This is a genomic window from Sphingomonas sp. NY01, assembly GCF_038809135.1.
GTDB lineage: Bacteria > Pseudomonadota > Alphaproteobacteria > Sphingomonadales > Sphingomonadaceae > Sphingomonas > Sphingomonas carotinifaciens.
In genome coordinates, this window is sequence record NZ_CP101723.1 from 22,299 (window position 1) to 39,706 (window position 17,408).

Sequence of the window (17,408 nt, forward strand, 5' to 3'; positions counted from 1 at the left end):
GCGGGTGCGTCGCAGGCGGCCTCGGCGGCGGACCCCGCTGTGGGGCGGTGCGGGATGGATCGTGTCGGCATCGGGCACGAAGCTGTTCTCCAATGGTTGTCGGGGTGGCAGTGGTCAGCGCGGGCGCAAAATCCCGCGCCGCCGCCAGGACGGGAGCGTCACCTGCTCGCGCAGCCAGGTGAGCAGACCCGCCAGGATGATGACGGCGATTCCCGCGAAGGTGGCGGCGGTGACCGGCTCATGGAACACGACGTAGCTGAACAGCACCGCCCAGATCATCTGGCTGTATTGCGGCGGCGCGATGCGGCTGACCTCAATCCGTTGCGCGGCAAGCATCAGCAGCGCTTGCCCCAGGATCGCGAGCAGCCCGTAGCCGAGCAGCAGCAGCAACTCGTGCGTGTCCGGCCAGCGAACGCCCGGCAGCATCAACGCCCCGTTCAGCACCAACGACCCGGTTAGCCCGGCGCCGAGCATCGAGATGCGCTTTTCCGCGCCGCCCCCGGCGCGGAAAAGCACGATTACCGCTGCGCTGGCGATCGCACCCATCAGAGCGGCAGTATGTCCCAGGTCGAGCGGGCGCAGGCCGGGCCGCAGCACCATCAGTACGCCGACGAACCCCAGGACCACCGCCACCCAGCGCCACGGCCCGATCGTCTCCCGCAGGAAGATGACCGACAGCACCGTGACGAACAGCGGCATCAGGAACAGCAAGGCGAAAGCCTCGGGCATGGGCAGCCGGGTAAAGGCAACGACGCTGGCGACGCTGCCGATCGCCGATCCTATGGCACGTCCGATCCACAAGGAGCGGCGGGTGGAGGCAAACATGTCACGGAGCCGGTCGCCACTGGTCCGAACCAGCGGCAACGCGACCAGCCCTAACAACGCGCCTGCAAAGGTCACCTGAAACGGGTTGAGTGCTCCGTCCAGCATCCGCACCGATGCGTCACTGAACGCGAAGGCGGCATAGGCGATGAAGGCAAGCGGCACGCCACCGATGGTTGTCGCGGATTGCAGACCGCGCACTGTGGCGGCTTTGACGTTTGTCATGTCATGTCCCCATCGAAGGTCCGGCCCGTCGAAGGCCATGCGGTAGTTAGCGGTGTTCGCAGGTTCGGCGCGTGCCCGGGTCGAGGGTTGCGAGCATCGCGATTGCCTATAGCAGCTCTAAACAGAAAACGTTATCAGTTGATCCCTGTAGCTGTATAAATCTTCGCTCGCCGTCGTGCGGCTACCCGTGGTGACGACGTTAGACGGGGTAACCCGTCGCGATCCGCCCACTGTGATGCTGGAGTATTTCGTCCTATGGAGCATCTCGTGCTCGTTCTGGCCGTCGTCGGTTTAGCCGGCATCGGTGCCCAGTGGATTGCCTGGCGCACCGGTCTACCCGCGATCGCGCTGATGCTGCTGGCCGGCGTCGTTGCGGGGCCGGTGACCGGCTTCATCCAGCCCGAGCGCGACTTTGGTCCGCTGCTGAAGCCCGCGGTGTCGATCGCGGTCGCGATCATCCTGTTCGAGGGCGGACTGAGCCTGAACTTTCGCGAGTTGCGCCAGGTCGAAGGCGCGGTGCACCGGCTGGTGCTGCTTGGTGTGCCGATTGGCTGGTTTCTAGGAGCGCTTGCCTGCTATTACGTTGCCGGGCTGGTGTGGCCGGTGGCGATCCTGTTCGCCGGCATTCTGGTGGTGACGGGGCCGACCGTGGTGCTGCCGCTGCTGCGCCAGACGCACATCGCCGCCCGCCCCCGCGCCATCCTGAAGTGGGAGGCGATCGTCAACGACCCGCTGGGCGCGTTGTGCGCGGTATTGACCTACGAATTGCTGCGCCATGCCGGGGCAGGAATCTCTGTCGCCGAAAGCATCGCGCGGCTTGCGGTGGCGTCCCTGCTTTCGGGCATGATGGGCTATGGTGCCGCCCGCGCGATCGCTTGGGCGTTCCCACGTGGCCATGTGCCTGAATATCTCAAGGCGCCGACGCTGCTGGTGGCGGTGATCAGCACCTTTGTCGCCGCCAACCTGTTGCAAGAGGAGACCGGGCTGCTGGCGGTGACAGTGATGGGCATCGCGCTCGCCAACATGAAGGCGGCGCGCATCCGCGACATCCTGTCTTTCAAGGAGAACATCACCGTAATCCTGGTGTCGGGCGTTTTCGTGGTCCTGTCCGCCTCGCTCGACCTAGGCGTGCTACACACGTTCGAGTGGCGCTTCGGACTGTTCCTCGTCGCCCTGCTGGTATTCGTCCGCCCTGCCACCGTACTGCTCAGCCTCGCCTTCAGCCGCATACCGTGGCGCGAGCGGCTGTTCGTCGCGTGGATCGCGCCGCGCGGCATCGTCGCGGTCGCGATATCGGGGCTGTTTGCGCTCAAGCTGGGGGGGCTCGGCTATAACGATGGCGCCACGCTGGTCACCCTGTCGTTCGCGGTGGTGGTGGCGACGATCGTCGCGCACGGCTTCACCATGGGCGTGATCGCGCGCGCCCTGGGGCTGCGCTCGACCGAGCCGCCGGGCGTGCTGATCGTCGGCGCGACGCCGTGGAGCACGGCGCTCGCGGGCCATCTGCGCGCGATCGGCGTGCCCGTGACGGTCGCGGACACCAGCTGGCCGCGGCTGGCACCTGCGCGCGAGGCGGACATCCTCACCTATCATGGCGAGGTACTGGCCGAGGCGTCGGGCGAGGCGCTGGACCTGCACCGCTTCGCCGCGCTTGCCGCAGTGACCGACAACGAGGCGTACAATGCCCTGGTGTGCAGCGAGTTCGCGCCGGAGCTGGGGCGCGATGCCGTGTACCAGCTTGGCGACGCCGCCGGCGACGACCCCCATCGCCTGCCAGATGCGCTGCGCGGCCGGGCGCTGTTCGCGTCCGGTCTGGGAGTGGAGGAGCTGCACGATCGGATGGCGAAGGGCTGGACGCTCGGCAGCGTGCGGCTCGACGCGCCCGATTTCGGGGCGGTGCGCCGCCAGCTGCCCGAGGATGCCGACATGCTGCTGCTGGTCCGCCGCGGCGGCGCGATCCGCTTCTTCAGCCATGCCTCGCGGCCCGCGCCCGAAGTGGGGGACATCGTCATCGCCTATGCCCCTACCATGCGGCTGGAGGTGGCGCCGGACTGGACGACGGCGCCCGATCTCGAGACAGAAGCCTTGCCGATCCATGCCGGGAGCGACCGATGACCCTGTACCGTGCCACCTTCGCCGCGGCGCTCGCGCTCGCGCTCGCCGCCTGCGGCTCGCCGCGCCGCGAAGCGCCTGAGGCGGAGGCCGTCGAAAGTCCCGCCGCTCCCGATCCCACAACCGGCAACTCCGCGGCCACCAGCTCGATCATGCGGCCTGCGGTTGCCGCCGAACAGGCGCCGAAGGCGACGCCGACCCCGGTGGCGGAACCGCTCACCGCGGTGGTGCCGTTCGCGGATCGCGGCATGACGCTCGAAGATGCAGGGCGGGCGGCGCTCGACACGCTGGTCGCCGACCCCGCCTTCACATCGGGCGGTGCGATCGTGCTGCGCGGGCACACCGATTCGCGCGGCAGCGATGCGGACAACCGCGCCGTGGCGCGCGGTCGGGCGGAGGCGGTGCGCGCCTATCTGGTCGGCAAGGGCGCCGACCGGGCGCGGATCACGTTGGTCGCCCTCGGCGAGGCGCGGCCGGTCGCGCCCAATGCTATGCTGGACGGCAGCGACGATCCCGAGGGCCGCCGCCGTAATCGCCGTGTGGAGGTGGAGGTGGCGCCGCCGCCGCTGACCTCGTGATCTGCGACCAGTTGTGAGAGCGGGCGGAAAGGTGGTCTATAACTGAAAAGCTTTTCTGTTTTGTGGAACCCCGATCGAGATCGAAGCTTGAGTTATCGGTTATGTCTAACGCCTTTTGCTCCGCCTTTGAGGTGAACCAGTTCACCACCGCCCTCTGGTCGTTCGATGCGGATGTCGAGCGTTATGCCGCTCTCAAGGCCGACCCGAATTCCTGGCGCGGGCAGATGACGCGCACCGCAGGCAGCGGACTGGCGATCAGCACAGTGCAGCCGCTGGTGCGTACCTTCGGTGCCAGCGCGATGCAGCCAGAGCCTCGGGGCGTCGCCGCACGCATGGACCGCCTGCGCCAAAGCATCGAGCGGCTTGCGCCTTTCGTCGTAAACACCGGCGTCCCCGACGCTGGCGATGTGCAGGCGATAGACGATATTTGTACGGAGCGGCTGGCCGAACTCGCGCCGTTTGGCCACGACCATGGCGTACGGCTGACGCTCGAGCCGCCGGGGCCCCGTCGATGAACGTCAAGACGGCGATCCGGACATTGGGCCAGACGCGCGCGATCAGCGCCCGGCTGAGCGATCACGTCATCGCCCATGCGCTGCCCCCTACCCGATGAACGGAGCCGCTGTGCCGCAACCAGCTGACCACAAGCGTCAGGCCAGTCCCACGCGCGTTGAACGTGTCGTCCTCCTGCTTGGCTGGATCGCCACCGGCACCGCGGTGATGATGTACGTGTCCTATGTTTCGCAGATTCAGCTCAACCTCGCCGGTCAGAAAGGGTCGGTGATCCAGCCGTTCGCGACCGTCGTGAATTGTGCGCTGTGGGTCGCCTACGGCCTGCTCAAGCCCAAGCGCGATTGGCCGGTCGCGCTCGCCAATGCGCCCGGCGTGGTGCTGGGCGCGATCACCCTCGTCACCGCGCTCCACGCGCGCGGCTGAACCCCTTTCACAACCCGGGAGCCATCCAATGACCACCATGTCCGTCCACGATTCCGCCACGGCCACGCGCCGCACCTTCCTTGGGGCGATGGGCGCCGCCTCCACCGCGATGCTCGCCGCCGCCGCCCCCGCATCGGCGCAGCGCGCGACCGGGCGACCCTATCCGCAGGCGATCCGGCCGCTGCCGCCCGACGGCGGGCGCCGCTTCGGCTATGCGGTCGTCGGCCTGGGCAAGTACGCGCTCAACCAGATCCTGCCCGCCTTCGCGCGGTGCCGGACATCGCGGCTGGCCGCGCTGGTCAGCGGCGACCCCGCGAAGGCGCGCCGCGTCGCCGACCAGTACGGCGTCGATCACGCTCACCTCTACGATTACGCCGGTTTCGACCGCATCGCGAACGATCCGACGATTGACGCGGTGTACATCATCCTGCCCAACGCGCTCCATGCCGAGTTCAGCATTCGCGCCAGCCGTGCGGGCAAGCACGTGCTGTGCGAGAAGCCGATGGCGACCAGTGCGGCCGATTGCCGGCGGATGATCGTGGCGGCACGCGAGGCGAAGCGCGAGCTGATGATCGGCTATCGCTGCCACTATGATCCCGTCAACCGCAAGGCGGCGGCGCTGCTGCGCGAGAAGACGGTGGGCACGCCGCGCATCGTGACCACCGACAACAGCGACGTGCTCGCCTTCGACGATCCGTCCGCGCAGTGGCGGGTGACACGCGCGCTGTCGGGCGGCGGATCGCTGATGGACCTCGGCATCTATGGCGTAAACGGCGCGCGCTACCTGCTGGACGAGGATCCGGTCGAGGTGCGCGCGATGATCCCGCCGACTGACGATCCGCATTTCCGCGAGGTGGAGGATCGCATCTCGTGGCTGATGCGCTACCGCTCGGGCGCGATGGTGCACGGCAGCTCGTCCTTCTCGACCGCCGCCACTACGCGCTTCGGCGTGCAGGGGACAGGGGCGGGGATGCGGCTCGATCCGGCGACCGGCTATTATGGGAACCGCGTGATCGTCGAGCGGGCGGAGGGCGCGCAGAGCTGGTCCGACCCGATCTTCACCATCCCCGAACCCGACCAGTTCGCAGGCCAGCTCGACCATCTGGCCGAGGCGTTGGCCCGCAAGGAGCGCGTTCGCTCGACCGGCGAAGAGGGCATGCAGGACGTGCGGCTGATCGAGGCGATCTACGAGGCGGCGCGCACCGGCCGCCCCATCTCCACCGACTGGGGAAACTGGCGAAATGGCTGAGCAGGGCCGACGCGGCTTCATGGCCGGCGTGCTGGCGATCGCGGGCCTTGCCGCCACGGCCGGTCGCGCGCAGACGAACGGCACCGCGCGGCGATGGGACGGGCGGGAGGAGCCGGTCCTGATCCCCGATCCCGACGTCATCGCGCTCGACCCCGCGTTTGAGCCGTTGCTGGTCGGCAATGCGGTGATCGAGCGCACATGGACCGGCGGCGACTGGCTGGAGGGTCCGGCCTGGTCCGCGCAGGGCCAGTATCTGCTGTTCAGCGACGTGCGCCGCGACCGGCAGCACCGCCTGTTGTGGGAAAACGGCGCGGTGTCGGTGCGGCGCGCGCCGTCCGGCTTCTCCAACGGCAACATCTTCGACCATCAGGGGCGGCAGGTGTCGTGCCAGCACGGCCGGCGCCGCGTCGTTCGGGTCGAGCATGACGGCAGCGTCCGCGTGCTCGCCGACGCGTTCGAGGGGCAGCCGTTCAATTCGCCCAACGACCTGGTGTCGCACCCGGACGGCAGCATCTGGTTCACCGATCCGCCCTATGGCCGGATGCTGGCCGAAGGGCAGCCCGATGCGCCGGGCGGTCCGGCCAACCACGACGGTCGCTTCGACGGGGCGGTCGGCACCGGCTTCGTGGCACCGCTGCCGCCGGCCTCCGCGCGGCGGCCGGGCGGCGTCTATCGCTGGGATCCGTCGGGCACGGTGGAGCGGGTGCTGGACGAGGGCGATCTGCCGATGCCCAATGGCCTCGCCTTCGCGCCCGACCATGCCACGCTCTACGTCGCCAGCACGCCCGCCGGCCCCGGCACGCCGCCCCCGCCGGCGGGGGACAAGGCGATCCACGCCTTCCCGGTGCAGGGGCGCCGGCTGGGGCGCGGGCGGCGGTTCAGCGCCATGACTGTCGAGGGCGCGGCCTATCCGCCCGACGGCTTCCGCGTCGATCGCGCCGGCAACCTGTGGTGCGCCTCCGCGGGCGCGGCGGGCCATGCCGGGGTGCTGGTGCTGTCGCCGGCCGGAAAGCCGCTCGGCCGCATCCGGCTGCCGGAGGCGTGCGCCAACCTGACGTTCGGCGGGCCGCGGCGCGACACGCTGTTCATGTGCGCGACCCGCTCCATCTATCGGCTCCAGGTCAATGCGCAGGGCCATGCGCCGAGCTGACCGATGGGCGCTGGCGGCGGGTGCGCTGGTGGCGGGCGGGGATGCCGCGGCACAGGTCGCGGCGCCGGCCCCGGTCCCGCCCGTGCGCCCGCAGCAGCGCGGCGCCGACAGCCTCGAACGCGGGAGCCGGCACGAGCAGGAACGCCGCACCGCGCCCCCGCGCGCCTTCGAGCTGCACGGCGGCTACCTGAGCGAGACGATGACGGTGCTGTCGGGCGGGCGGGGCGGCGGCGGGTCCGACACGCGCTATGTGCAGGAAGTGGCGCTCGGCGCGATCGTGCGGCTCGACCGAATCAGCGCGCTGCCGGGCACGATCCGGGTCACGGTCACCGACCGGCGGGGCGAGAGCCTGACCTCGGCACAGATCGGCAATCTGGTGCCCGTGCAGACCGTCGTGGGGCCGAGCGAAGGCACGCGCCTAACCGAGGCATCCTGGACCGTTCCGCTGGCCGGCGAGGCGCTGGACCTGAAGGCGGGGCGGCTGTTCGGCCAGGCCGACTTCAACGCCTCGCCGCGCTATGACGGCTGGCAGCTCTACTGCCAGTTCATGTCCAACGGCATCTGCGGCCGGCCGATCGCGGTGCCGCAGAATGCCGGCTTCACCAGCTATCCCGTCTCGGTCTGGGCGGCGCGGCTGCACGGGCGGGTCAGCCAGCGGCTCGCGCTGTCGGGCGGGGTGTACGAGGTGAACCCGGGCCTGCGCGAACGCGGCCGCGGCTTCAGCCTGTCGACGCGCGGCGCGACCGGCGTGTTCGTGCCGGCGGAGGTGTCGCTGCGCATCGGCGACCGCGACCGCCGCCACGGCGAGATCCGGCTGGGCGGCTATTACGACAGCAGCCGCGTCGACGATGCGGTCACCCGGCTGGCGCCGACCTACACCACGGCCGACGCGGCGGTGCCGGGCGGCGACCTGCCACGCCGCCGGGGCCGCTACGGCGGCTATGTCCTCACCGATTTCCGCATCCAGCGTGACCGGGCGGGCGAGCCGCAGGGAACGATCGTCGTTGCCAACCTGCAATGGGGCGATGCGCGCACCGCCACCTTCGGCTGGACGGGCTTCGCCGGCATCGTGCGGCGCGGCACCTTTGCCGGACGGCCCGACGATTCGGTCGCGCTCGGCCTGTCGGTCAACCGGGTCAACGCCCGCGTCGGCGCGGCGCTGGCGCGGGCCGGGTTCGCCGCCCCCGGCAGCGAGCGCGTCGCGGAGGCGAGCTACGGCCTGTCGATCGCGGACGGCGTGTCGATGCGGCTGGGGCTCCAGCACATCGCGCATCCGATGGGTTTGCGGACGCGCGACGACGTCCTTGTCGGCGGCGCTCGGCTGGGACTGGATTTCTGATGGACGCCCGCGGGTGACTCGAAAGGACGTGACGTGATCTCTCGACGGACATTCGCGCAGGCAACGCTGGGCGCCTGCGTCGCCGCTCCCGCTGGCATAGGCCAAGCAGCGGCAGAGACGGCAGGCCGCGCCGACCGTTACCGTCCGCTGCTCCACTATACGCCGCCCCGGGGCTTCATGAACGATCCCAACGGGCTGATCCGCGTCGGTGACGAATGGCATATGTTCCATCAGCTCAACCCCGCCGCGCCGGTAATGGGCAACGTCCACTGGGGTCACGCCGTGAGCCGCGATCTGGTGAATTGGAAGACACTGCCGGTCGCGCTTGCCAACACTCCGGCGGGGCAGGCGTTCAGCGGATCGGCGGTGTACGACCGGGCGAACACCAGCCGCCTGTTCGATGGCGTGACCGGGGGCGGCATGGTCGCGATCTATACCCGCGCCTCCGACGGTCGGCAGACACAGGATATCGCTGCCAGCCGCGATGGCGGCCGGACCTTTGCCGATTATGCCGGCAATCCCGTCATCGACATCGGTTCGGACCAGTTCCGCGATCCCAAGGTGATGTGGCACCAGCCCACGCGGCGCTGGATCATGACGGTGGTGCGTGCGCGCGAACATCGTGTGATCTTCTACGGCTCGGCCGATCTGCGCCGCTGGACGGAATTGGGCGAGTTCTCGAACGCCGGGCTGCGGGGCGTCGACTATGAATGCCCCGATCTGGTGCGTGTGCCCGTGGAGGGGGGCGGCACGCGCTGGGTGCTGTTCCTGTCGATCAATCCGGGCGGTCCGCAGGGCGGCAGCGCGGTGCAGTATTTCGTCGGCGACTTCGACGGGCGCCGCTTCGCAGCGGAGGATCGGGCCACGCGGCTGATGGACTTTGGCAAGGACTTCTACGCTTTCCAGACGTTCACGGATGCTGGAGGCGCACCGATCGGCATCGCCTGGATGAGCAACTGGCAATATGCCAACGACCTGCCGACCGGCACGTGGCGAGGCGCGATGACGCTGGCCCGTCGGCTGTCGCTGCGCCGGCGCGGCGTGGACTGGCGACTGGTGCAGCAGCCGGCCGGACTCGATACGTCGGGTTGGCGAACGCTGATCGACGGCGGTCGACGCGCGCACACCGCACTGCCGCGCGGCGATGCGCTCGACCTGCGCTTCACGTTCGATCTGGACCACCGGACAGTGGTGCAGTTCGGCAACGGCGCGGGAGAGTTCGTCGAGATCGGGTGTGACCCGCGCCCGGCGATCGGCTCGCTGTGGATCAATCGCGGCGGAGCGAAGGGCTTCTCGCACCCCTTCTTTACGGATAAATTCTCCTGTGCGCTGTCCCCAGGCGCGAAGACGCTGCCGCTCCGCCTGGTCCTCGATCGTTGCTCGCTGGAGGTGTTCGGCGACGATGGCACCATGTGCGCATCGCTGCTGCACTTCTTCGGAACCCCTCCCGACAGGCTGGAGGTGGCGGTGATCAGCCCCGGCGGGATGATACCATCGCTCTCGCTGAGAAGCTTCTCCGGAACTCCAGGACTCTAGATTGATAATCCGCTATCCGGAAGCCGGTGGTACGTAGCGAAGGTTACCCGATAATGCCGCGGCTAAGGCAGTCGCGGTGCACGGCATTGATCACCCAACATGTAAAAGAGGAACGCTCGGACGCGTTCTAGTCGCCAGAAAAACGACCGGTTTTCTGGCGATTGCTGTTTTTGCCTCGTCGACGCTGCCCAGTGGTCGGAATACCCGTTGCGGAAACCACCAGCACATTGCAGGGTGCCAGATATCTTTTCTGGCGGGGTGGCGATGCTCATCGGATATGTGAGGGTGTCCAAGGCTGACGGATCGCAGACGCTGGCACCGCAGCGCGATGCGCTGCTCGCCGCAGGCGTCGATGCCTCACGCATTTATGAGGATCTCGCGTCGGGTCGTCATGATGCACGTCCCGGCCTGACTGCCTGTCTCAAGGCGTTGCAGCCCGGCAATACACTGGTGCTCTGGAAACTGGATCGCCTCGGACGCGACCTGAGGCATTTGGTCATCACCGCCGAGGCGCTGCGTGAGCGCGGCATCGGGTTGAAGGTGCTGACCGGCGCCGGCGCGCAGATTGACACCACCACCGCCAACGGCCGCCTGGCCTTTGGCATCTTCGCCGCTTTTGCAGAGTTCGAGCGCGAGTTGATCGCCGAGCGCACACAGGCCGGCCTTGCCGCGGCACGCGCGCGGGGGCGCATGGGAGGGCGACCCCGCAAGATGGACAAGGCAACGCTGGCGATGGCGATGGCCGCCATGTCCGATCGCAACGCGATCGCAGCCGATGTCGCGCGCCGTCTCGGGATGACGACGACGACACTCTATATGTACGTGAACGGTGACGGCACGCCCAAGGCGCCGGGCCAGGCACTGCTTGACGGTGTGCCGTACCGCAAAGAACGACTACGCGCCGCGTGATGAAGCACGCCGCGCTTCAGCGATCAGGCATATTGCCGAGCGGGCGAGACGATCACGTCATGTTCGATCGACCGGGCCGATATGGCAGCCGGGGTCAGAGCCGCGGGGACGCACACTCCCCGACGCGGCTTGCCGTTCAGTCGGTTCGGTCGCGCAAGGATCATCAGGTTCATCACCGCCGCGCCGATCAGGAACTCCTCTTCTGCTCCGCGAATGCCGCGCAGGTGAAGCCGTCTCATGCCATGCTTGCCCTTGGCGTCGGCGAAGAACCGTTCGACCCCGCGCCGCAACCGCATAGACCGCTTGTAGAGCCCGGTTTCCACTTCGGCTCTGGCAAAATCGCGGACGTCCTCATCGTCCAGCCGAACCAGGGTACGACGCCGCGCCGTCGTGCATTTCTTCCGAAGCACGCACGCCTCGCAGTCACGCGCATCGGCTGCATAACGGTGTACGCCGGTGGGCAGATGGAAGGCGTGATGTCGGAGCGGCTTTCCGGTCGGACAGGTAAAGCTGTCAATGTCACGATCATAGCTGAAGGCCGTTCGCGGCAGCTTGCCGTTGATCTGTTGCGTACGGTCGATTACCGGAATGTGCGGGATTGCGCCGTGATCCCGTACGAAGCCGAGGAAGTTGGCGCTGCCATAGGCTTTGTCGGCCGCAACCCGCTTGGGGCGATAATCAAACCGATCGGCCGATCGCTCGAGCATGACGCGCCCCGCATCAACTTCCTCCGCGAAGCGAGCCGGTGTCGCCTCCACATCGAGCGCGACGCCACTCGGGGTGTCGACCAGCGCATTCAGGGCGTAGCCGAACCGGCCACGCACCGTTCGCGCCGACCAGGCCGCGGCAGGGTCCGTTCGAGAGACGCCTTGGCAGCTTTTCGAGCGCGCCATTTCAAAGACGGCATCTCCTTTGTCGTGCACCCACTCCCTAACCGCGCGCGACGCGTTGGCGACATACGGCAGGTAGCCAGGAACGGTCTTGCGCTGCCAGCTCGCATCAGCCGCTATGAACGACACATCGATCGCGGCGTCTTTTCCGCCAATCAGTCCTTCACTGATGCAGCGTCGGACCGTGCTTTCGAACAGGATCCGGAACACGTCGGCATCGCGGAAACGACCGTGCCGGTTCTTGCTGAACGTCGAGTGGTGCGGAACCTTGTCTCCCGGCGCGAGACGGCAGAACCAGCGATAGGCCAGATTGTAGCGCAGTTCCTCACACAGGCGCCGTTCGGACGTGATCGCGTAGATGCGGCCGATCAGGGCCATGCGGATGAGGAGTTCGGGATCGATCGATGGCCGTCCCCTTGCGCTGTAGTGACCGGCCAGTGCCTGTCTCAACTCGCCGATGTCGAGACATCGATCGACGCGACGCAGCAGGTGGTCTGTGGGCAACATGGCTTCTACGGTGCGGGGGGACGCCCCTTCCCGCTTACCGCGACAGGCTGGTCCCATCATAGCGGCGCTCCTCTCGGCAGGGGTGAAACGAAGGAGCAACCCGGCATGTCCGGCATTTTTCAACAGGCCCGGTCGTTTGCGACGAAGCCGACCAACCCCGGTGCGGGTCTCGTAGGCGTAGTCGATAGTACGAAGTTGGACCGAACTGGCAGGCACCCTCCCCTCGGAAGGCTACGTTTTCCGCCCGAAACCCGCCTGAAGTTCGTGGTATCGACTACGCCTGAGCCCATGACCGGCCTTACGGGTCGACCGGCTCGTGGTATCGCCTACGCCTATGGAGTCGCCGCGGTTCGGACGCGCGTGAGCCGACTGGTAGACGACGGAGTTGGTCATGCCGAAGAGTAAGGCGGCCGAACCAGGCCTGTCGAAAGATCGGGCGCCGACCGGCACTGCCAAAGACGCAGTGGTTCCGATGCAAGGCGACCTCTTCTCCATGGACAGCCCACTACGCGGTGGTGTTCATGGCGAGCTATCGCTGATGGCATACCCCTTCTTCGCGCTTACGAAGCAGGCATGGATGAAGCCGCTTGCCTACAGCACCGGCGAGATCAGTATCGAGGTGCAGCCTGGCCATAAGGGTGTCGCCAACATCTACGACAAAGAGGTTATCCTCTACATCGCCAGCCTTATGGCTGCGAAGATCGAGAACGGCGAGCCAGTAAGCCAAAACTTCCAGTTCACTGCCAATGACTTCTTCCGAGTCACCGGAGCTACACCGTCATCCAACGCGTATACAAGATTGTACGAGGCATTGGAACGACTGCAGAGCACGCAGATCAAGACTGACATCGAGACTGGTGGCGAGGGCGAAGCGGGATTCTTCTCCTGGGTTGAGACCGCCCGCCTTCAATATACCAAGACGCGAACCGGCGAGCGCAGGCTCAAGGCCGTGAACGTTCGTCTGTGCGATTGGCTGTTCCGGGCGATCCTTAAGGATCGAAGTGTCATGCAATACGCACCCAGCTACTTCCAGCTGAGCCCGATCAACCGTCGGCTCTATGAAGTCGCTTGCTTCCTGCGCTTCTCCGGCGTGACCTCGATAAGGTTGGGTGACCTACAGCACCAGATCGGCCATCAAAGCCTGACCCGTCTCTTCAAGCCTTACGTTGTCGAGGCTGCAAACGGTACAGTCCCGGGCTTCGAGTTTTCCATCCAAGCCGCCGAAGGTGCCTCGAAAAGCAGCAAGGTCTCGGACGAGGTTGTTGTCATTCGCGAGGTTCCGACTGTCCTGGCGCCGATGAAGCGATCGAAATCCGTGTCCGACAACTGATCGGATTTGATCACGACAGTCGGAGGCGCGACTCATTCCCCCTGCCCGCCTTGTCAGCACTGCCGATCGCGTCGAAGGCCAACTACCATTCCCTTAGGCGTAGCCGATACCACGAACTTTGCGTTGCCGCGTAGTCGATACCACGAACTTATCGCTGCAGGCGTAGTCGATACCACGAACTTATCGCTGCAGGCGTAGTCGATACCACGAATCTTTTCCGGCGAGCGTAGCCGATACCACGAATCCTCGTGGTTTCTTAACCTTTGCATCTGCGGCACTGTGCTCGGGCGACCTTCCGTCGCATTTTCTGGAGCTATGACCGTGGCCACATAAACGAATGCCCGGCACGAAGGCCGGGCACCCTGGAACCGTAAGATGGGCAGCGTCGCCAAACGCTGACCGGTCCGCGATAGACCTCCCATTTAGACGATCCTGACACCCGGTTCAAGGGAGCGCGATTCGCGCCACGCACTAGTTATGCCTGCTGACGGTCCCTCCATCCGAGGGGGCGAACGATGAACTATACGCAAACGGCTTTCACCGGCCGGACCGGGGCGCGGCCGATCACGGCGCTGACGCGCGAGCTCACCCGGAGGATGAAGGTCGTCGACGGGAGCGGCGTCCAGATATCCAAACAAGACGCTCGCAGGGTCGTGAAGGCGCTGAAAGGCGCGATCGCGGTCAGCAACGGCGCGATCGAGACGCTAATGGATCTTGTCCAGCTCACCTGGGAGGCCGATTGGGCCGCCGACCGCCCGCTCGTCGTCTGGCCGAGCAACCAGCACCTTGCGGACGAGGTCAGGAAGACCGTCGCGTGCATCAAGGCGCGGCTGCGCGAGCTGCGCGCCGCAGGCCTGATCCTCGCGCGGGATAGCGCGTCGGGACGCCGAAGCGGCTTCCGGAACCGTGACGGCGTTATCGTCGAAGCCTACGGCCTCGACCTCTCGCCCATTCGGCTGCGCTATGCCGAGCTGAAGGATGCCGGCGACCGCCTCAACGCCCTCTATGCGCTCTTCAAGACAGGCAAGAAGGAGATCGCGCGCGTTCGCCGGATCGTCGGACAGGCACTCGCGCAGGCCGCTGATCTGAGCCTCACTGGACCGCACTGGATGGCACTCCAAGACGCGATCGACGAGATCGCGTTCGCTGCCGCGCAGGCCAGGACCATGGGCGACGGCGAAGGCTACCAGGCCGCGCTCGATCGGCTTCCCGGCGTAGAGGATCTGGTCGGAGAGACCATCGATCGTTTCATGTTCACAGGACAAAATAACCCGTCGGGGTCAGCTGAATCACCCGACATACATATACAAACCATTCCCTCTAAAAATACCGTACATGCTGAGCGAAGATGTAGTTCTGATCCTGACGTGAGCCTGCCCGATCAAGCGGTGCTGCCCCCCTCCCCTTCTCAGAGCAGCCTCAAGGTGCGGCCTTGCGATCTTGCGGAGATGTTCCCGACAACCGCGATGTATCTAACGGAGGCCCGGCCGCGGTGGCCCGACGTTCATAACGCCGCGGCCCGCCTGCGGCATGACCTCGGCATCCGTTCCGGAACGTGGGTGGATGCGATCGATACGCTGGGTCGCGACGGCGCTGCTGTCGCAGTCATGATCACTGCGGAGAGAGAGGCGCGCAATGAGATCCGCCTTACAGCGGGCGCTTATTACGCCGGGATGGTCGCGCGGGCGAAGCGCGGCGAGCTCGACCTTCAAAAGAGCCTATGGGGTTTCAGGACTGAGCGAATGGCTGCGCATTAATGGCCAACGTCTGCCCCGTTCGCGACAAGACGGCCGTCAGCCCCCTCGCCTGCTTGTTTCAGTCACGGAACCGGGTCACGATTGTGGCTCGGCTCTCACCTTGAATCCTATTTGCGAAGCCACAAATTGGTCGAACGAAGGGAGAACGCCATGTCTAACGTCAGTCGATTGGAAGCGCACCGCTTCTACCAGAAGAAGCAGGAGCAGGAAGAGAAGCGCATGAAGGCATTCACCCTCAGCGCCAGCCTGTCCGTCGCCGGTATGAGCTGTTCGCTTGGGCAGATGCTGCTGATCTTCTTCGGCACCCGGACCCCTGACAGCGGAGCGATGATGCTGCGCTACGCGGCTGCGCTTATGGTGTCGGCGGCTCTGGGTTACGCGTCCGCCAAAATGGCGGAACGGTATGCTCGCCGGTATGACAATTACAACGGTATGCTGCCGGAGCGGAAGCGCAGCCGAAACCCCAATACTCCCTTCTGTCGCTAAGCAGACCCGAAAAGCCCCGGCATCGCTGCCGGGGCCGTTCATCGCTCGGAGTGGACGACGCCGTGCCGAGTCAGTCGGCCATGCCGGAGCGATTCAGTTAGCTTGCCACCATCAGTCATCAGCACCCACGCGTCCGGGCAGGTTGGTAACTTTGCACCCCCAAGAGGGTTAAGCGATCGTCAGCATATTGCTGCTAGGTGGTCAATATGCCCCAAGCGACACTCCAGGCCTGGCTCTCCCTCTATGCCGCCGTCGGCGTCATGGTCGCGATGTGCGCCGTCTTCGCGGTCATCAAGACCGCCTATGACTATCGCACGGGAAACAGCCGGCTGCCTACCACGACCATTCTCGACAAGGTCCTCGTCGCGCCGCGGCTGTGGGTTCGTTGGCAGCTCAACTACCTCTTGGGTGCACCGGCTATACTCGCGATCGCGATCTACTTTGCCCATTACCTCGGGTTCGGCACGCTCGTCGACGTGTAAGCCAGCAGCTGGACCCCCCTGCCCCGCCAGCCTGCCGCACTCGGCATCGCGGCGGTTTGCACGGATGCGGCTCGATAGGCACCGCTGCTCCACCCCTTCGTGATCGCCGCAACGTAATCGATCGTCTCCCTGAAGGGTGGGATCCTTCCCAAGGTTCGTACCCTGCCAGGGCCGGCGTTGTAGGCCGCCAGTGCGAGATCGACGCGCTTGAACTCGTCCAGGTGAGACCGAAGGTATCTGGCCCCTCCCCTCAGATTGGCCAGCGGATCTCGGGAGTCGAGAACACCCAAGCCTCGGGCCGTATCGGGCATCAACTGGGTCAGGCCTACCGCGCCCTTGTTGGAGACGATCAGCGGGTCGTAGCGGCTCTCCTGGGCGACGAGGGCATCAAGGAGCCCGGTAGGCACGCCAGCCTCACAGGCGACGGCCGAGATGAGAGGGAAATATCGGGCGCGGCGTGCCTCCTGCCACGGAGCCAGATCGCCCCGCGGACGGTAAGGCGTCATCGAGCAAGCGGCCGGACTGTACATGTAAGGCGCGACGACGCTCTGAGCGACCTGAGCCGCACCCGTCATCACCCTCCCCGTCTGCATCCAAAGCGGTATCGCGATCGCCGGGCTCGGAACATCCGTAGTCGTATGTGCTTGCTCGGCCGCGGCGATGCTGCGGAAGTCATCCTGTAAGGCTTCGGGCGAGACGCCCTGCTGCTCGCTTGATGGTGGAAGTGGCTTCGGCGCCGTGCGGCCTACATCAATCACCACACCGTCAGCCAAATCACGGAATGCGACCAGTTCAGCTTGCCGCTGGGACGCGTCGGCAGGGCCGAGGGCGACGGAAGCCGCGACCAATCCTGTGACTAATCTCAGCGCGCCGGGGTGCTTCATTTGTCGAAACAGCCATCGGAAGGAGGCATGGTCAACGTGGAAAAAAATTACCCTGCCCGGGAGGAGAGCGCATCGGGAACCCGACTTTGCGCTTAAACAGATTTACGACGAAGCGCATCTGCTGAAATGCGGGCGCCATCGCTGTCGAAGTGGCTATGCTCCGCCGTCCGCGAACATCGTGACGGAGGAAGGCTCGCCAGCGAGGAATGGGTTGGA

At 66.2% G+C, this 17,408-nt stretch carries 16 protein-coding genes; 13 read left to right on the plus strand and 3 right to left on the minus strand.

The features are described from left to right. Positions 1–114: 114 nt before the first annotated feature. Positions 115–1,086, minus strand: coding sequence for a DMT family transporter (locus tag NPJ82_RS15980; RefSeq protein ID WP_342659156.1), 972 nt, complete (start codon positions 1,084–1,086; stop codon positions 115–117). A gap of 216 nt (positions 1,087–1,302) precedes the next feature. Here NPJ82_RS15980 and NPJ82_RS15985 point away from each other — a divergent pair, with 216 nt between their 5' ends. The 9 genes from NPJ82_RS15985 (at position 1,303) to NPJ82_RS16025 (ending at position 10,856) form a co-directional block, all read left to right on the plus strand. Continuing rightward, the gene (locus NPJ82_RS15985; RefSeq protein WP_342659157.1) at positions 1,303–3,162 is read left to right on the plus strand and encodes a sodium:proton antiporter; all 1,860 of its coding nucleotides are present in this window, start codon (positions 1,303–1,305) and stop codon (positions 3,160–3,162) included. After that, positions 3,159–3,737 (plus strand): OmpA family protein, encoded by a 579-nt coding sequence (locus NPJ82_RS15990; protein WP_342659158.1) that lies wholly within the window; start codon positions 3,159–3,161, stop codon positions 3,735–3,737. The genes NPJ82_RS15985 and NPJ82_RS15990 overlap by 4 nt, the downstream gene beginning before the upstream one ends. A 131-nt stretch (positions 3,738–3,868) precedes the next feature. Continuing rightward, the gene (locus NPJ82_RS15995) at positions 3,869–4,252 is read left to right on the plus strand and encodes a hypothetical protein (RefSeq protein ID WP_342659159.1); all 384 of its coding nucleotides are present in this window, start codon (positions 3,869–3,871) and stop codon (positions 4,250–4,252) included. Positions 4,253–4,457: 205 nt separating this feature from the next. Next, positions 4,458–4,673 (plus strand): SemiSWEET family transporter, encoded by a 216-nt coding sequence (locus NPJ82_RS16000; RefSeq protein ID WP_342659245.1) that lies wholly within the window; start codon positions 4,458–4,460, stop codon positions 4,671–4,673. A gap of 28 nt (positions 4,674–4,701) precedes the next feature. Further along, positions 4,702–5,922 (plus strand): Gfo/Idh/MocA family oxidoreductase, encoded by a 1,221-nt coding sequence (locus NPJ82_RS16005; RefSeq protein ID WP_342659160.1) that lies wholly within the window; start codon positions 4,702–4,704, stop codon positions 5,920–5,922. Next, positions 5,915–7,072, plus strand: a complete 1,158-nt coding sequence (locus NPJ82_RS16010; protein ID WP_342659161.1) for an SMP-30/gluconolactonase/LRE family protein — start codon at positions 5,915–5,917, stop codon at positions 7,070–7,072. Before NPJ82_RS16005 ends, NPJ82_RS16010 begins: the two co-directional genes overlap by 8 nt. Next, positions 7,059–8,411: a carbohydrate porin gene (locus tag NPJ82_RS16015; RefSeq protein WP_342659162.1), complete on the plus strand. Its 1,353-nt coding sequence runs from the start codon at positions 7,059–7,061 to the stop codon at positions 8,409–8,411. Before NPJ82_RS16010 ends, NPJ82_RS16015 begins: the two co-directional genes overlap by 14 nt. Before the next feature lie 177 nt (positions 8,412–8,588). Next, positions 8,589–9,947: a glycoside hydrolase family 32 protein gene (locus NPJ82_RS16020; protein ID WP_342659163.1), complete on the plus strand. Its 1,359-nt coding sequence runs from the start codon at positions 8,589–8,591 to the stop codon at positions 9,945–9,947. 264 nt (positions 9,948–10,211) lie between these two features. After that, positions 10,212–10,856, plus strand: coding sequence for a recombinase family protein (locus tag NPJ82_RS16025; RefSeq protein ID WP_116462963.1), 645 nt, complete (start codon positions 10,212–10,214; stop codon positions 10,854–10,856). Between the two features lie 23 nt (positions 10,857–10,879). Here the strand turns inward: NPJ82_RS16025 and NPJ82_RS16030 are convergent, their stop codons facing one another. Beyond that, a complete protein-coding gene (locus tag NPJ82_RS16030) occupies positions 10,880–12,253 on the minus strand; it encodes an IS1182 family transposase (protein WP_342659164.1) in 1,374 nt (457 codons plus the stop codon). A gap of 391 nt (positions 12,254–12,644) precedes the next feature. On the opposite strand from NPJ82_RS16030, the gene NPJ82_RS16035 reads away from it, so the two are divergent. From NPJ82_RS16035 to NPJ82_RS16050, 4 genes are all read left to right on the plus strand, one after another. Next, entirely contained in the window at positions 12,645–13,583 is a 939-nt protein-coding gene (locus tag NPJ82_RS16035) for a replication initiator protein A (RefSeq protein ID WP_342659165.1), read from the plus strand. 515 nt (positions 13,584–14,098) lie between these two features. Continuing rightward, a complete protein-coding gene (gene repC, locus NPJ82_RS16040; protein WP_342659166.1) occupies positions 14,099–15,340 on the plus strand; it encodes a plasmid replication protein RepC in 1,242 nt (413 codons plus the stop codon). 150 nt (positions 15,341–15,490) lie between these two features. After that, complete coding sequence (locus NPJ82_RS16045; protein WP_342659167.1) at positions 15,491–15,826, plus strand: hypothetical protein; 336 nt, start codon at positions 15,491–15,493, stop codon at positions 15,824–15,826. Positions 15,827–16,032: 206 nt separating this feature from the next. After that, positions 16,033–16,308 carry a hypothetical protein gene (locus NPJ82_RS16050; protein ID WP_342659168.1) on the plus strand — a complete coding sequence of 92 codons (276 nt, stop codon included), beginning with the start codon at positions 16,033–16,035 and terminating at the stop codon, positions 16,306–16,308. Here NPJ82_RS16050 and NPJ82_RS16055 read toward each other — a convergent pair. Next, positions 16,275–17,192 (minus strand): lytic transglycosylase domain-containing protein, encoded by a 918-nt coding sequence (locus tag NPJ82_RS16055; protein ID WP_242121706.1) that lies wholly within the window; start codon positions 17,190–17,192, stop codon positions 16,275–16,277. The two genes, NPJ82_RS16050 and NPJ82_RS16055, sit on opposite strands and share 34 nt — an antisense overlap. Between the last annotated feature and the right edge of the window lie 216 nt (positions 17,193–17,408).

Bases quoted from the DNA above. Each gene is read 5' to 3' on its own strand.
- NPJ82_RS15980 (WP_342659156.1), bottom strand. From the start codon at position 1,086: ATGGCCTTCGACGGGCCGGACCTTCGATGGGGACATGACATGACAAAC.
- NPJ82_RS15985 (WP_342659157.1), top strand. From the start codon at position 1,303: ATGGAGCATCTCGTGCTCGTTCTGGCCGTCGTCGGTTTAGCCGGCATC.
- NPJ82_RS15990 (WP_342659158.1), top strand. From the start codon at position 3,159: ATGACCCTGTACCGTGCCACCTTCGCCGCGGCGCTCGCGCTCGCGCTC.
- NPJ82_RS16000 (WP_342659245.1), top strand. From the start codon at position 4,458: ATGATGTACGTGTCCTATGTTTCGCAGATTCAGCTCAACCTCGCCGGT.
- NPJ82_RS16005 (WP_342659160.1), top strand. From the start codon at position 4,702: ATGACCACCATGTCCGTCCACGATTCCGCCACGGCCACGCGCCGCACC.
- NPJ82_RS16010 (WP_342659161.1), top strand. From the start codon at position 5,915: ATGGCTGAGCAGGGCCGACGCGGCTTCATGGCCGGCGTGCTGGCGATC.
- NPJ82_RS16015 (WP_342659162.1), top strand. From the start codon at position 7,059: ATGCGCCGAGCTGACCGATGGGCGCTGGCGGCGGGTGCGCTGGTGGCG.
- NPJ82_RS16020 (WP_342659163.1), top strand. From the start codon at position 8,589: ATGAACGATCCCAACGGGCTGATCCGCGTCGGTGACGAATGGCATATG.
- NPJ82_RS16025 (WP_116462963.1), top strand. From the start codon at position 10,212: ATGCTCATCGGATATGTGAGGGTGTCCAAGGCTGACGGATCGCAGACG.
- NPJ82_RS16030 (WP_342659164.1), bottom strand. From the start codon at position 12,253: ATGTTGCCCACAGACCACCTGCTGCGTCGCGTCGATCGATGTCTCGAC.
- NPJ82_RS16035 (WP_342659165.1), top strand. From the start codon at position 12,645: ATGCCGAAGAGTAAGGCGGCCGAACCAGGCCTGTCGAAAGATCGGGCG.
- repC (WP_342659166.1), top strand. From the start codon at position 14,099: ATGAACTATACGCAAACGGCTTTCACCGGCCGGACCGGGGCGCGGCCG.
- NPJ82_RS16045 (WP_342659167.1), top strand. From the start codon at position 15,491: ATGTCTAACGTCAGTCGATTGGAAGCGCACCGCTTCTACCAGAAGAAG.
- NPJ82_RS16050 (WP_342659168.1), top strand. From the start codon at position 16,033: ATGCCCCAAGCGACACTCCAGGCCTGGCTCTCCCTCTATGCCGCCGTC.
- NPJ82_RS16055 (WP_242121706.1), bottom strand. From the start codon at position 17,192: ATGAAGCACCCCGGCGCGCTGAGATTAGTCACAGGATTGGTCGCGGCT.